At 67.0% G+C, this 14,512-nt stretch carries 12 protein-coding genes and 2 pseudogenes; 8 read left to right on the forward strand and 6 right to left on the reverse strand.

The features are described 5' to 3' along the window. The first annotated feature begins 11 nt into the window (after positions 1-11). The 8 genes and pseudogenes from ACWPWO_RS16285 (at position 12) to ACWPWO_RS16320 (ending at position 9,916) form a co-directional block, all read left to right on the forward strand. Positions 12-1,325, forward strand: a complete 1,314-nt coding sequence (locus tag ACWPWO_RS16285) for an OmpP1/FadL family transporter (protein WP_454007436.1) — start codon at positions 12-14, stop codon at positions 1,323-1,325. A gap of 9 nt (positions 1,326-1,334) precedes the next feature. Then, a complete protein-coding gene (locus tag ACWPWO_RS16290) occupies positions 1,335-1,853 on the forward strand; it encodes a PaaI family thioesterase (RefSeq protein ID WP_454007437.1) in 519 nt (172 codons plus the stop codon). 20 nt (positions 1,854-1,873) lie between these two features. Next, positions 1,874-2,446: a chalcone isomerase family protein gene (locus ACWPWO_RS16295; RefSeq protein WP_454007438.1), complete on the forward strand. Its 573-nt coding sequence runs from the start codon at positions 1,874-1,876 to the stop codon at positions 2,444-2,446. Between the two features lie 21 nt (positions 2,447-2,467). Beyond that, a pseudogene (locus ACWPWO_RS16300) lies at positions 2,468-4,144 on the forward strand (AMP-binding protein). A 173-nt stretch (positions 4,145-4,317) separates the two neighbouring features. Beyond that, positions 4,318-6,144, forward strand: coding sequence for an assimilatory sulfite reductase (NADPH) flavoprotein subunit (locus tag ACWPWO_RS16305; protein ID WP_454007439.1), 1,827 nt, complete (start codon positions 4,318-4,320; stop codon positions 6,142-6,144). A gap of 9 nt (positions 6,145-6,153) precedes the next feature. Further along, on the forward strand, positions 6,154-7,863 hold the full coding sequence (gene cysI, locus ACWPWO_RS16310) for an assimilatory sulfite reductase (NADPH) hemoprotein subunit (protein ID WP_454007440.1): 1,710 nt from the start codon (positions 6,154-6,156) through the stop codon (positions 7,861-7,863). Positions 7,864-7,865: 2 nt separating this feature from the next. Beyond that, positions 7,866-9,317, forward strand: coding sequence for a siroheme synthase CysG (gene cysG, locus ACWPWO_RS16315; RefSeq protein ID WP_454007441.1), 1,452 nt, complete (start codon positions 7,866-7,868; stop codon positions 9,315-9,317). 128 nt (positions 9,318-9,445) lie between these two features. Further along, entirely contained in the window at positions 9,446-9,916 is a 471-nt protein-coding gene (locus ACWPWO_RS16320) for an N-acetyltransferase family protein (RefSeq protein WP_454007442.1), read from the forward strand. Positions 9,917-9,920: 4 nt separating this feature from the next. Here the strand turns inward: ACWPWO_RS16320 and ACWPWO_RS16325 are convergent, their stop codons facing one another. The 6 genes and pseudogenes from ACWPWO_RS16325 to ACWPWO_RS16350 all read right to left on the reverse strand — a co-directional run bounded on the left by ACWPWO_RS16325 (position 9,921) and on the right by ACWPWO_RS16350 (position 14,510). Further along, positions 9,921-10,748, reverse strand: coding sequence for an ABC transporter permease (locus tag ACWPWO_RS16325; protein WP_454007443.1), 828 nt, complete (start codon positions 10,746-10,748; stop codon positions 9,921-9,923). After that, the gene (locus ACWPWO_RS16330) at positions 10,745-11,575 is read right to left on the reverse strand and encodes an ABC transporter substrate-binding protein (RefSeq protein WP_454007444.1); all 831 of its coding nucleotides are present in this window, start codon (positions 11,573-11,575) and stop codon (positions 10,745-10,747) included. Before ACWPWO_RS16330 ends, ACWPWO_RS16325 begins: the two co-directional genes overlap by 4 nt. 130 nt (positions 11,576-11,705) lie before the next feature. After that, positions 11,706-12,056: pseudogene (locus ACWPWO_RS16335) on the reverse strand (ABC transporter substrate-binding protein); the annotation flags it as partial. Continuing rightward, a complete protein-coding gene (locus ACWPWO_RS16340) occupies positions 12,053-12,877 on the reverse strand; it encodes an ABC transporter ATP-binding protein (RefSeq protein WP_394062850.1) in 825 nt (274 codons plus the stop codon). The gene ACWPWO_RS16340 and the pseudogene ACWPWO_RS16335, both read right to left, overlap by 4 nt. Further along, on the reverse strand, positions 12,874-13,965 hold the full coding sequence (locus ACWPWO_RS16345) for an acyl-CoA dehydrogenase family protein (RefSeq protein ID WP_454007445.1): 1,092 nt from the start codon (positions 13,963-13,965) through the stop codon (positions 12,874-12,876). Before ACWPWO_RS16345 ends, ACWPWO_RS16340 begins: the two co-directional genes overlap by 4 nt. After that, complete coding sequence (locus ACWPWO_RS16350) at positions 13,950-14,510, reverse strand: carboxymuconolactone decarboxylase family protein (protein ID WP_454007446.1); 561 nt, start codon at positions 14,508-14,510, stop codon at positions 13,950-13,952. The genes ACWPWO_RS16345 and ACWPWO_RS16350 overlap by 16 nt, the downstream gene beginning before the upstream one ends. Positions 14,511-14,512: the final 2 nt, after the last annotated feature.

Consider the following 14,512-nt stretch of genomic DNA (forward strand, 5'->3'; position numbering starts at 1 on the left):
GGAGAAGACACATGAAAAAGACGGTTGTTGCTTTACGAACAATTCCCGCCCTGCTCATGGCGCTGGGCGCCAGCCAGGTCCATGCCGCCGGCTTCAACCTGCTGGAACAGAACGCCAGCGGCCTGGGCAACGCCTATGCCGGGTCGGCCGCCATTGCCGACAACGCCAGCACCATCTATTTCAACCCGGCGGGCATGACCCAGCTGCCGGGCGGCAACTTCTCCGCCGGCTTCAACGCCATCAAGCCCACATTCAAGTTTTCCGACGACGGCAGCACGCTGCCCCTGGGCCTGACGGGCGGCGTCCCCCGTCCAGCCACGGGCGGAGAAGGCGGGGACGCCGGCAAATGGGCGGCTGTGCCCAACATCTACCTGTCCTACCAGATACATCCGCAGTGGTGGTTGGGGCTGGGCGTGGGCGCGCCCTTCGGTCTGACCACCGAATACGAGGAAGGCTGGGTGGGCCGCTACCACTCCGAGAAATTCGCCATCGAGACCATCAACATCAATCCGTCCGTCGCCTACAAGGTCAATGACCAGCTGTCCCTGGGCCTGGGCGTGAACTGGATGCACATCGACGCCGACTATCGCCTGGCCACGCCGGCAGGCTTCCATCCCCTGCTCGGCCCCCTGGACCTGGACACCCGCGTCAAGATGAAGGGCGAGGCCTGGGGCTGGAACGCCGGCATCCTGTACCAGGCCACCCCCAGCACCCGCCTGGGCCTGTCCTACCGTTCGCAGGTCAAGATCACGCCGGACGGCACCACCAAGCTGAGCAACCGCAACATTCCGCCCGGCCTACCCGCCCCCAACTTCAACTGGGACGCCGAAGCCACCATCAAGCTGCCCGACACAGCCATCTTCAGCGTCGTGCACGACCTGAACACACGCTGGCAACTGCTGGCCGACATCTCCTGGACCGGCTGGAGCAGCATTCCTCACCTGGAAATCGAGAACAGCGGCGCAGGCGCCCAGAACGCCGACCTGAAACTGAACTTCAAGGATGCGTGGCGCGTCGCCCTGGGCGCCAACTACCATTACAACGAGCAATGGACCCTGAAGGGCGGCGTGGCCTGGGACCAGTCTCCCGTGCGCGACGAAAACTACCGGCCCACCTCCCTGCCGGACAGCGACCGCTACTGGGTGTCCATCGGCGCGCAATATCGGCCCAGCAAGAACGCCACCCTGGATTTCGGCTATACCCACCTGTTCCTGAAGAACACCGACATCAACAATGATTCGGACCTGGCCAAGCGCGGCCTGGTGCGCGGGACCTACAAGAACAGCGGGGACATCCTGGGCGTGCAGTTCAGCTACCGCTTCTAAGGACGCGTCATGGCACGCAGCCGCCGCATGGAGCTGCTCCGGCGCCTGCCGCCGCGCTGGCGCTCGCGGCTGCTGCAGCTGGGCTTCAACTGGCATCCCGCCTTCCGGGCCACCGGCGGGCGGGTCCAGCGGGTATCGGCCGACCTGCAGCACATCGTGGTGCGCCTGCCCTTGCGCCGGCGCACCCGCAACATCGTGGGCTCGCTGTACGGCGGTTTCCTGTTCGCCATCACCGACGGCGTGCACGCCGCCATGCTCATGGCCGGCCTGAGCCGCCCTGTCGTGGTCTGGGACAAGGCCGCGCAGATACGCTACCGCCGCCCCGGCTACCAGACCCTGTACGCGGACTTTCGCGTCAGCCTGCAGGAACTGGACGGCATACGCCGCCAGCTGGACCAGCATCACGAAACCGAGGCCACCTTCACGGTCGAGCTCAAGGACCCGCAAGGCCTGGTCTACACCATTGTGGAACGCACGCTGTACATCGCGGACGCCGACTTCTACCGGCAGAAATCAACATCACGCTGACTCCCCAGGAGGACCGCCTCATGTTCACCCATCGCTGTGCCGCCCTAGTCCTAGCCCTGAGCCTGGGCCTGCCCGCCGCCCAGGCCGCCACCGTCGCCGGCGTGACCGTGCCCGAGACCGCCGCCGTGGACGCGCAGACCCTGACGCTGAACGGCGCGGGCCTGCGCAAGAAAGTCATCTTCGACGTCTACGTGGCCGCCCTGTACACCGCCGCGCGCACCCAGGACGCCGACGCGGTCATCAACGACAGGCGCCCGCGCCAGATGCGCCTGACGCTCAAGCGCGACCTGGATGCGCAGACCCTGATCGACGCGCTCAAGGAAGGCGTGAACAACAATCTGGACGAACAGGAAAGGCGGGAGCTGGACCCCGCGCTGGTCCAGTTCGAGGAACGCATGCGCGAAGTCGGACAGGCCAAGGAAGGCGATCTCGTGCAATTGGACATGGACGCGCAGGGCGTGCAGATCGTATTCAACCAGAAGCCGCTGGGACGGGTCTCCCACCCCGACCTGGCTCCGGCGCTGCTCAAGATCTGGCTGGGCAGGAAACCCGCCCAGGAATCCCTGAAGAAAGCCCTGCTGGGCCAATCGTGACCCGTCTGCCCGGAGCGCGCCATGGACAAGATCTGGCTACGACACTACCCGCCGGCCGTCCCTGAGTCCATCGAGGACCAGGCCCGGCAGTATCCCTCCCTGCTCTCGGTGTTCGAGCGCAGCTGCGCCGAATTTGCCGAACGCACAGCCTACATAAGCATGGGCCGGCGCATGAGCTATCGTGAACTGGAACAGCATGCCCTGGCCCTGGCCGGCTGGCTGCAGCACGAGGGCGTGCGCAAAGGCGACCGCGTCGCCTTGATGATGCCCAATCTGCTGCAATATCCGATCAGCCTCTACGGCGTGCTGCGCTGCGGCGCGACGGTGGTCAACACCAATCCCCTGTACACGGCCCGGGAGCTGCGCCACCAGTTGCAGGACAGCGGCGCGCAGACCATCATCATTGCGGAGAACTTCGCCCACGTCCTGCAGGAGGTCCTGCACGACACGCCTGTCAAGCGCATCATCGTCACCGGCGTGGGCGACCGCCTCGGAGCGCTGAAAGGCTGGCTGGTCAACCAGATCGTGCGCCACGTCAAGAAAGGCGTGCCGCCCTGGCCCCTGCCGCAGGCCGTCCCCTTCAACACGGCGCTGGCGCAAGGCCGCGCCCGCCTGCCCGCGCCCGTGGAACTGGATCACGACGATATCGCCTGCCTGCAATACACGGGCGGCACCACCGGCGTGGCCAAGGGCGCGATCCTCACGCACGGCAATCTGGTCTCCAACCTGTGCCAGGCGCTGGCCTGGGTCCGGCCCTGCCTGAAACAGGACCAGATCGACTGCATCGTCACCGCCCTGCCGCTCTACCACATCTTCGCCTTCACCGCGAACTGCCTGGTGTTCCTGCGCCTGGGCGCCCAGAACCTGCTCATCGTCAATGCGCGCGACATACCGGCCATGGTCAAGGAAATGGGCAAGGTCCGCTTCACCGCCATCACCGGCGTGAACACCCTGTTCAACGCCCTGCTGAACAATGCGGACTTTCGCAAACTGGATTTCTCATCCCTGCGTTTCACCCTGGGCGGAGGCATGGCCGTGCAGGAAGTCGTGGCGCAACGCTGGCTGCAGACCACCGGCAAACCCCTGGCCCAGGCCTACGGCCTGACTGAAACCTCGCCGGCCGCCACCATCAACCCCCTGGACAAGCAGGAGTTCACCGGCTCCATCGGCCTGCCCGTGCCCTCGACCGAACTGAGCATACGCGACGAAGAACAGAACGACCTGCCGCCCGGCCAGAACGGCTAACTGTGCATACGAGGGCCCCAAGTCACGCCCGGCTACTGGAACCGACCCGATGAAACCGCCAAGGCCTTCGACCGCGACGGCTTCCTGCGCACCGGCGACCTGGGCTATATGGACGAGCAAGGTTACGTCTACATACTGGACCGCAAGAAGGACATGATCCTGGTGTCGGGCTTCAACGTCTATCCGAACGAGGTGGAGGCCGTGGCCGTACAGCACCCCGACATCATCGAAGCGGCCGCCGTCGGCGTGCCCGACGAGCGTTCGGGCGAAGCGGTCAAGCTGTTCGTCATACGGCGCAGCCCTTCCCTGACCGAAGCCGAGGTCATTGCGCACTGCCGCAAGAATCTGACCGGCTACAAAGTGCCGCGCCAGGTGGAGTTTCGCGAGGAGCTGCCGCGCACCAACGTGGGCAAGATCCTGCGCCGCGAGCTGCGGCCGCGCGATTCCGCCTGAACAGGCCCGGGCGTTTCAGGCCCTGCGTCCACACCGACGCAGGCACGCCCAGGGGGCGCAATGCCCCCTCCTTAATAACCGAAGTGCTTATAAACAAATAAGAATCGGATCGTTCGCCACTAACAGGGCGCTCTTTAGAATGGGACAAACCATTCTTATAACCGAGTGTTAGCATGCACGCCCTGTCCCGTCTCTCCGAGTCGAACCGCGGCCTGATCCAGCAGATCGCCGAAGAGCTCGATCCGTTTTCCCTCAATTGGCTGTCCGGCTACCTGGCCGGCGTCGCCCAGGTACGCAACGGCGGCGCGCAAGCACAGGCGGCGCCCTCGCCCGAATTGTCCCTGGTGCCCGCCGCCAGCGCTCCGTCCCAAAAGCCCGCCACCATCGTCTTCGGCAGCCAGACCGGCAACGCCCAGCACGTGGCCGAGGCCTTCGCGCAGCGCTGCGAAGCCGCCGGCATCCCGGTGCGCCTGCTGCGCGCCGATCGCTATCCCACGCGCGAACTCAAGGACGAGCGCCTGCTGTACATCATCATGAGCACCCAGGGCGAAGGCGATCCGCCGGACGACTCCATCGCCTTTTTCGAATTCCTGTCGGGCGCCCGCGCCCCCAAGCTGCCCAAGCTGAAGTACGGCGTGCTGGGCCTGGGCGATTCCAGCTATCCGCTGTTCTGCGGCATCGCCGAAAAGATCGACCAGCGCCTGCAGGCCCTGGGCGCCGAGCGCATCCAGGAAACCGGCCTGGCCGACCTGGACATCGCCACCGTGGCCGGCCCCTGGCAGGACAAGGCTTTCGCGCTGCTCGAAAAGGACTACCAGGCAGCCGCACCTGCGGCTGCACCGGGCGGGAATGTCACGGTGCTGGGCGCGCAGTCGCGCGCCAACGCCTACACACGCGAAAAACCCTTCCTGGCCACGGTGCTGCAAAGCCAGCCCATCACGGGCCGCGGCAGCTCGCGCGACATCCGCCACTACGAATTGTCTCTCGAAGGCAGCGGCCTGAAGTACCAGCCCGGCGATGCGCTGGGCGTATGGCCCACCCAGAACGAGAACCTGGTCCAGGCCGTGATCCAGACCCTGAAGCTGGATCCCCAGGAGCAGGTCGCCATCCAGGACAACAGCCGCAGCCTGCAGGACTGGCTGCGCCACTACCGGGAACTGACCCAGCTGACCAAGCCCTTTCTGGCGGAACTGGCCAAGCGCAACAATGATCCCGTCCTGCAGGCCGCTGTCGGCCCCGAAGGCCTGCCGACCCTGCAGGAGCTGCTGGGCACGCATCAGGTGCTGGACGTCCTGCAACGCTTTCCCGCCGCCTGGAGCGCCGCCGAGCTGGTCGCCGCCATGCGCCCCCTGGCCCCGCGCATGTACTCCATCGCGTCGAGCCAGTCCGAGGTGGACGAAGAAGTCCACCTGACCGTGGCCAAGGTGCAATACCAGTTCAACGAGCAGGACCGCTGGGGCGTGGCCTCCGACTACCTGGCGCGCCTGGCCGAGGGCGACACCGTGCCGGTCTTCATCGACCCGAACACGCGTTTCCGCCTGCCCGAGGACCCTGGCCGCGACGTCATCATGATAGGCCCCGGCACCGGCGTGGCCCCGTTCCGCGCCTTCGTGCAGGAGCGCGCGGCCCAGGGCGGCGAAGGCCGCAACTGGCTGTTCTTCGGCAATCCGCATTTCCATTCCGATTTCCTCTACCAGACCGAATGGCAGCGCGCCCTGCAGGACGGCCAGCTGCACCAGCTGGACCTGGCTTTCTCGCGCGACCAGCAGGAAAAGATCTATGTGCAGCACCGGCTGCTGGAAAAAGCCGCCGAGGTCTACGCCTGGATCCAGGGCGGGGCGCACATCTATGTATGCGGCGATGCCGCCCGCATGGCCAAGGACGTGCACCAGGCCCTGCAGGACATCGCCCGCCAGCAAGGCGGACTGGACGCCGAGCAAGCCCGCGCCTGGCTGGAGGAGCTGTCCGCCCAAGGCCGCTACGCCCGTGACGTTTACTGAAGCAAGAACATGACCGACAAGAAACTCGCCCCCATAGAACAACTCAAGGTGGACAGCCGCTACCTGCGCGGCACCATCGCCCAGGGCCTGGCCGATCCCGTTACCGGTGCGATCAGCGAAGACGACAACAAGCTGCTGAAGTTCCACGGCAGCTATCAGCAGGACGACCGCGACCTGCGCGAGGAGCGCCGCAAGCAGAAACTGGAGCCCGCCTACAGCTTCATGATCCGCGCCCGCCTGGCCGGCGGCGTGGTCACCCCGCCGCAGTGGCTGGCCTTTGACAAGATCGCGCGCGACTGGGCCCAGTTCGGCCTGCGCATCACCACGCGCCAGACCTTCCAGTGGCACGGCGTGCGCAAGCCCTTCCTCAAGCCCACGCTGCGCGCCATCCACGACGCCATGGCCACCACCATCGCCGCCTGCGGCGACGTGAACCGACAAGTGGTCAGCGCCGCCAACCCGCTGCTGTCCGAACAGCACGCCCTGGTGCAGGAGTGGGCCGAAAAGATCTCCGACGCCTTCCTGCCCAAGACCAACGCCTATGCCGAGATCTGGCTGGACGGCAAGAAGATCGACGAAGCCACGGAAGGCGAAGAGGTCGAGCCCATCTACGGCAAGACCTACCTGCCGCGCAAATTCAAGATCGGCATCGCCGTGCCGCCCCTGAACGACGTGGATGTGTTCGCGCAGGACATCGGCCTGATCGCCATCATCGAGAACGGCCGGCTCCTGGGCTTCAATGTGGCCATCGGCGGCGGCATGGGCTCGACGCACGGCGACGACACCACCTACCCGCGCCTGGGCAGCATCATCGGTTTCGTACGTCCCGAACAATTGCTGGCCGTGTGCGAAGCCATCATCACCACCCAGCGCGATCACGGCAACCGGGACGAACGCCGCTATGCGCGCCTGAAGTACACCGTGGACCGCCTGGGCGCGGACTGGTTCCTGGAGGAAGTGCAGCGCCGCAGCGGCCAGACGCTGGAGCCCTCGCGTCCCTACCACTTCGATCACAACGGCGATCGCTTCGGCTGGGTCAAGGGCGCCAACGGACGCTGGCACCTGGGCCTGCGCGTGGACTCGGGCCGTCTCATGGACACGGAAAACGGTCCCTGGCTGTCCGGGCTGCGAGCCATCGCCCAGGTGCACAAGGGCCACTTCCGCCTGACGTGCAACCAGAACCTGATCATTGCCGACGTGGCCGCGCGCGACAAGGCCGGGATCGACAAGCTGGTGGCCGAACACAAGCTGGACGTCTACCAGACGCAAAGCGGCATACGCAGCAGCACCATCGCCTGCGTGGCCTTGCCCACCTGCGGCCTGGCCATGGCCGAGAGCGAACGCTACGCGCCCGTGCTACTGCCCAAGCTCGAAGCGCTGCTGGAACAGCACGGCCTGCGCGATGAACGCATCGTGTTCCGCATCTCGGGCTGTCCGAACGGCTGCTCGCGCCCCTATCTGGGCGAGATCGCCCTGGTGGGCCGCGCGCTGGGCCGCTACGACCTTCGGCTGGGCGCCAACTTCAGCGGCGAACGCCTGAATGTCGTCTACCGCCAGAACATCCCGGAAACCGAGATCCTCGCCATCCTGGGCGAACTGTTCGGCCGCTTCGCCGCCGAACGCCAGCCCGGCGAACATTTCGGAGACTTCCTGGTGCGCGCGGGCGTTGTCGCCGAACCCTCGGCCCGCCTGATTCCCCTGGTATTGCAGCCGGCCTGATCATGACTCTGTTCCCCTTGTTCGCCAACCTGAGGCATCGCGCCGTGCTGGTCATAGGCGGAGGCGAGATCGCCGAACGCAAGGTGCGCCTGATGCTGGCGGCCGGCGCACGCGTCAGCGTGGTGGCGCCATACGCCGTGGACGCGCTGCAGGAACTGGCCCGGCAGGAACGCATCGTCCTCTACCGCGAACGCTACCAGGCGCGCCACCTGGACGGCGCCTGGCTGATCATCGCCGCCACGGACGACAGACCTGTCAACCAGCGCATCGCGCAGGACGCGCAGCAAGCCCGCATCCTGGTCAACGTGGTGGACGATCCGGAGCTCTCCAGCTTCCAGGTGCCAGCCATCGTGGACCGCTCGCCGCTGATCATCGCCATTTCATCCACCGGCTCGGCGCCCATGCTGGCGCGCCGCGTGCGCGAACAATTGGAAACCATGATGGACCATTCCCTGGGGGCGCTGGCCCGCCTGGCCCATGAGTACCGCGGCGCCATACGCCGCGCGCGGCCCGAACTGGGCGCGCGACGCCGCTTCTACGATTGGCTGGTGGACGGCCCCGTGGGCGCCGCCCTGCGCGGCCGTCGGGACGAACAGGCCCGCCTGGCGCTGGAACACGCGCTGCAAGGCCCCGAGACCGCCCAGGGCGGCCAGGGGCGCGTCATCCTGGTGGGAGCCGGGCCCGGCGATCCAGGGCTGCTGACCCTGCACGCCCTGCGCGCCCTGAACCGCGCCGACGTCATCCTGTACGACCGCCTGGTGTCGGACCAGGTGCTGGAGCTGGCCCGCCGCGACGCCGCCCGCATTTTCGTGGGCAAGCAGCTGGGCGAAGACCATCACCAAACGCAAGCCCGCATTCATGCCTTGCTTGTGGAACACGCCCGCGCCGGGCGCACCGTGGTGCGCCTGAAAGGCGGCGACGGTTTCATCTTCGGACGGGGCGGCGAGGAACTGGAATTTCTGGCCAGGCACGACGTGGCCTTCGAAGTGGTGCCGGGCATCACCGCCGCCCTGGCCTGCGCCGCCTACAGCGGCATCCCGCTGACCCACCGCGACCATGCGCAATCCGTGCAGTTCGTCACGGCGCACCGCCAGAGCGGCCACGCCATCCAGGACTGGACCTCCCTGCTGGATCCCTCCCAGACCGTAGCCGTCTACATGGGCCTGCAGCAGATCCTGCGCTTCAGCGAAGAGCTGCTGCTGCGCGGCCGCGATGCCGACACGCCCTGCGCCCTGGTGGAGAACGGGTCCCGGCCCGAACAGCGCACCCTGCTGTCCACGCTGCGCAATATTGCGCGCGATGCCCAGCAGCACGAGTTCAAGAGTCCCTCCATCCTGCTCATCGGCAAGGTCGCCACCCTGGGCGCAACCTTGTCCTGGCATGGCGAGCTCATCGACCTGCTCAGCCCCCAGCATCACCCGATACATAAAGACGGCATCCTGGAACCCGCCTGACCTTGAATGGCCGCAGGCTTTGCCTTCGCCGGCACGGTCGGGATCCAAAACGGCGCCTGCGCATGACTACGGGCATGCGCAGGCGCCGCTGGGCATTCTTTCGTCATCGCCCCTCAGGAGCTCATTGAATGATTCGTCCCGCCATTCATGCTGATTTCAAGCAGCTCGGCCAATTGATCGAAAACCATGCCGCCTACGAAGGCGCCCCCCTGTCCGAGCCTGTCGATCTGGAAAGACTGCGCAAGCTGGTCCTGGACGAGCCGCCGAGGATCTTCCTCTGGGTCGTGGAACAGGACGGAGCGCTCGGCGGCTACATGAGCGCGACCATCGACTGCTCCACGTGGCACGCGGCGCCTTTCGTCTACCTGGATTGCCTCTACCTGGAGCCCGAGATGCGCGGCCAGGGAACAGGCAGGAACCTGATCGCAACCCTGGCCGCCTTCGCCCATGAACGCGGGATAGGCTGGATCGAGTGGCAGACGCCGCCCGACAACCAGGCAGGCATCGCCTTCTATCGTCGCATGGGCGCCAACGAACGCGTCAAGCAGCGCTTTTCCCTGGACGTGCGCAGCCGCACGACGGCGCTCGCCCAGCTCTAGCCGCCTACTTCTGCCCGAAGGCGGCGAACAAGGCCCGCAGGGCGCTGTCCAGCACGTAGCCGATCAAGCCGATCAGCACGATGACGGCCATCAACTCCGAATACGCCATGCGGTCGCGCGTATCCAGCACCAGATAGCCCAGGCCGGCGGACACGCCCAGCATTTCGCAGGGCACCAGCACGATCCACAGTACGCCGATGGCCAGGCGGCTGCCCGTCAGCACCGAACCCACGATGCCCGGCAGGACCAGATGGAACAAGGTTTCCAGGCGGGTGGCCGCCAGGCTGCGGCCCAGCATCAGCAAGCGCGGAATCAGGTGACGCACGCCCGAGGCCGTGTTCAACAGGACGGGCCAGACACCGGCCACGCCCAGCAGGAAATAAATCGGCGCATCGCCAATGCCGAAGGCCATGACGGCAATGGGCATCCAGGACAGGGGCGAGATCATGCGCAGGAACTGGAACAACGGGGTGAGCGCCGCGTGGGCGCGCGCCGAAAGCCCCAGCAGCAGGCCGGCCGGCACGCCCACGCCCAGGGAGATGGCCAGGCCCACGAAAATGCGCCGCAGGCTGGCGCCCACGTGCATCCAGGTGTCGGACCAGCCCAGCATGTCCGCCAGGCTGGCCAGCGCCTGGCCGGGGCCGAACTGGCGCATCAAGGCGCTGTCGCTGAAAGCCGTGGCCAGCCACCACAGCAGCACGCCCGCTGCCAGACCGCCCAACCCCCAGGCGGCCGAGCGCAGGGTCGAATGCAGGAGCCGACGCCGCCCCGACGACGCGGCGCGCCCGCGATTCGCTGGCGATTCGACCGATGCGGATACGGACGCGCTCATGCGACGATGGTCTCCGTACGGGTGTACTGGCCGGGCAACCCGAAGCGCGCCAGGCCGCCCTGTTTTTCGACCGCGGCGCGCACGAAGCGGTCATCCACCAGATCCGCCGCCACCTGCTTCGGGGTCAGGCTGTCCAGGAAGCCGCGCTCGCCCTGGATCAGAGTGCCCTGCAGCATGCCCACCAGCTCTTCGGTATAGCTGGGGAAGGGATACGGCTGAAAGTCGATGCGCTTGTCGTCCCAATCCGGATGGCGGATGACGCCGGACTCCACGTACTGGCGGCGGTCGGCCGGATCGGGCGCCAGAACCTTCAGCAGATTTTCCCTGGTGTGCGGCGTGTAGCGGTTGCCGCCTTCCCGCGACAGGATCCGGGCCGTCTCGGCGCGGTTGTCGCGTATCCAGGCCTGCGCCTTCACCAGGCCGTCCACCACGCCCTGCGCCCACTGCGGGCGCTGTTCCAGGTCGTGCTCGTGCATGAAGGCCACGCAGCAGGCGTGGTCGCGCCAGACGTCGCCCGTGAAGCGCAAGATGCGGCCCACGCCCTGCGTCTCGGCCATGGCATTGAAGGGTTCGGCCACGGTGAAGCCGGCGATGCGGCCGGAAGCCAGGGCCGGCGGCATGTCGGCCGGCGCCATCACCACCAGATTGACCTCCTTGGCGGCCACGGATTGCGAACCGCGCGACACGGGCGTCAGGCCGTGGGCCTTGAGCACGTGCTGCAGCACGACATTGTGGATGGAATACCAGAACGGGATGGCGACGGTGCGTCCGCCCAATTGTTCGGCGGAAGTGATGCTCTTTTCGACCGTGATGGCCGAACCGCTCATGTGGTTCCAGGCCAGAGAGAGAGAGAGAGAGAGAGAGAGAGAGAGAGAGAGAGAGAGAGAGAGGGAGGGAGGGAGGGAGAGAGAGAGAGAGAGAGAGAGAGAGAGAGAGAGAGAGAGAGAGAGAGAGAGCGACCTTGGCCGGCACGCGGCTGCCATACCGCCCCCAGATCGTCATGGGCGTGAGCAGGTGCACCAGATTGACCTGGCCGGAGATGAAGGCCTCGATCAACTGGGCCCAGCTGCGCACCATCACGGGCTTCTCGACGGCAACGCCGGCCTCTTCGAAGTACCCGTTGTGGTGCGCCACCAGCATGGCGGTGGCGTCGGTGATGGGCAGATAGCCGATGCGCAGCGGCGCATCGGGCTCGGCCTGGGCGCGCGCAGCGCGCTGGGCCAGCAAGGGAGCGGCGCCCGCCGCGGTGAACAGCGAGGCCAGCTTGAGCAGATCGCGGCGGGTCCGGGAAGTGGGGGTGTCGGTCATGACGGCATACCTTGCAAAAAGGAAGAAGGAGCGGCCTGGGCCAGGCTCTGCTCCAGGCAGGCCACGACCTCCAGGCGTATGGCCTGCAACCAGGAATCCAGATGGGAGCGGGGATGGGCCGGGCAGGCCCATTCACGGCGCAGGCCGGCAGGGCGTCCGCCCAACAACAAGGCCCGATCGGCCAGCAACAGGGCCTCGTCAATGTCATGGGTGACCAGCACGATGGCGCAGCCGGTCTGGTCGCGGATGGACAGGATCAATTGCTGCATCTGGCGACGCGTGACCTCGTCCAGGGCGCCGAAAGGCTCGTCCATCAGCAGAACCCGCGGACGACGCGCCAGGCAGCGGGCGATCGCCACGCGCTGCGCCATGCCGCCGGACAAGGCCGAAGGACGCAGGTGACGGCTGTCGTACAGTCCCACCTGGCGCAAGGCCTGCTCGACGCGCGCCCGGCGCTCGGCGGCCTGCAGGCGCGGCTGGCGGGCGAACCCCAGGCCGAAGCCCGTATTGGCCTGCACGTTCAGCCAGGGCAGCAGGATGGCTTCCTGAAAGGCCATGGCCAGCGCCGGATGCACTCCCCGCACGGGCTGCCCCAGGAAGCTCACCTCGCCTTGGGTGGGCGCCTGCAGGCCGGACAGTACGCGCAGCAGGGAAGACTTGCCCACGCCGCTGGGCCCCAGCAGCGCGACGATCTCGCCGGCCCGCACCGTCAGGTCCAGGCCCTGCAGGACCGTATGGCCGCCATAGGCAAGGGTGATGCCCCGGCCGGCCAGCAGAGCCTGCTCCTGGGCGCGAGGCGGAGTGGCGGCGGACGTGCTCATGCGGCGTCCGGCCCCAGCTCCGCTTTCAATTGGGCGACGGTGGGCGTGATCAAGGGCACGAACAGGGCCTCGCGATAGCGGCGCAGCAATTGCGGATGCTTGCCATCCAGATAGGCCGCCCCGCCGGTGACCGAGCTTTCCAGCGACACGGCCTCGGCGGCCAGCGCGCTCAATTCGATGCGTACGCGGAACAGGTCGGGCGGCGGCACCGAGCCGGGCTTGCTGGCGGCGCCGATCAGGATGTCGGCCAGCTCCTCGATCCGGGCCAGCAGGCGCCTGGCCGGCTGCTCCTGGACCCACTGGCGGCGCGGCGCCTGCAGCACCAGCTGCAGGGAACGGCGCGCCAGGCCCATGGTCATGCCGCACTGCAGCGCCATGAAACGCGGGCGCACGGCGCGCACGAACTCGGCGGCATTGGCGTGCATCAGGCGTTCCCGACCCACACGCACGCCGTCGAAGGTCAGCGCCGCCGTGCTGCTGCCACGCAAGCCCACCAGCTCCAGGTCCTCCGACCGCTGCAGGCCGGCGTCGCCATGTTCGAACGCCCAGATGCCCACCTGCTCGTCGGGCATGCCGGCCACCACGGCCACCAGGAAACTGTCGCGCCGCAGATTGGTCACCCAGGGCAGGCGGCCTTCGAAACGCCATTGACCCTGGTCGGGGCGCGCCTGCAACTGCAGGCCTTCGATGCCGCCCAGGAACTTGATGGCATTGGACAGGCCGGTGGAACCGGCCAGGCGGCCGTCGAGCAGGCTGGGCAGGTAGCGCTCCCGCATGGCGGGATCCTGCACGTTGCGCAGGTATTCGATGAACGTGCGCTGGCCCCACAGCACGAACGCCGCCGTCAGGGAATGCTCGGCCACGGCCACCACGGAACGCACCGCATCACCGAAATCCGACAGATCGTCTTTCAGGCCCAGGCGAAACAGGCCTTCTTCAGCCAGGCGCGGCAGCAGCTCGTCCGAGAGCGATGCGCCGGTGTCCAGCTCCAGGGCGTTTTCTTCCAGCCATTGGACCAGCCCGGGCGACAGGCGCACGGTCGGTGCGCCGGTCAGTTCGTCGGGTGCGGCGTTCAGGGCGCTTCCCATGCGTAGGCCTCCAGTTGGCTGTTGAGAGGGGTGCGGGCCAGATTATTGGCGAAATTGCAGATTGTCGCCAGGCCCACGCCGGCAATCACTTCCAGCGCCTGCTGGTCGCCATAGCCGGCGTCGCGGAAGTCCTGCAGCGCCTGGTCGGACACCTGGCCTCGAGTATCGATGACGGCCTTGGTGAACAGGGCCAGCGCCTGCAGGCGTTCGTCCTGGATCTGCTCGAAGCCGCGGGCGCGCAGCGCCGCCAGGATCTCCGGATCCAGCTTGGCCTTGTTGGTGGCGATGGCGGTATGGCCGGCAACGCAGAACCGGCAGCCGTGCGTGGTGCCGGCCACCAGTTGCACCACCTCGCGCTCGATCAGCGACAGACTGGCGGTGGCGTTCAGCGCCGACATGTCCTGGTAGGCCTGCAGGGCCACGGGCGAACTGGCCAGCACGGCCAGCAGGTTGGACAGGAAGCCGCTGCCGCGCACAGCCTTCTCCAGCGCGGGCTTGACGGCTTCAGGAGCGGAATCCAAAGTGTGAAGAGTGAGGCGAGACATGG

The sequence above is a fragment of the Alcaligenes sp. Marseille-Q7550 genome, assembly GCF_965112015.1.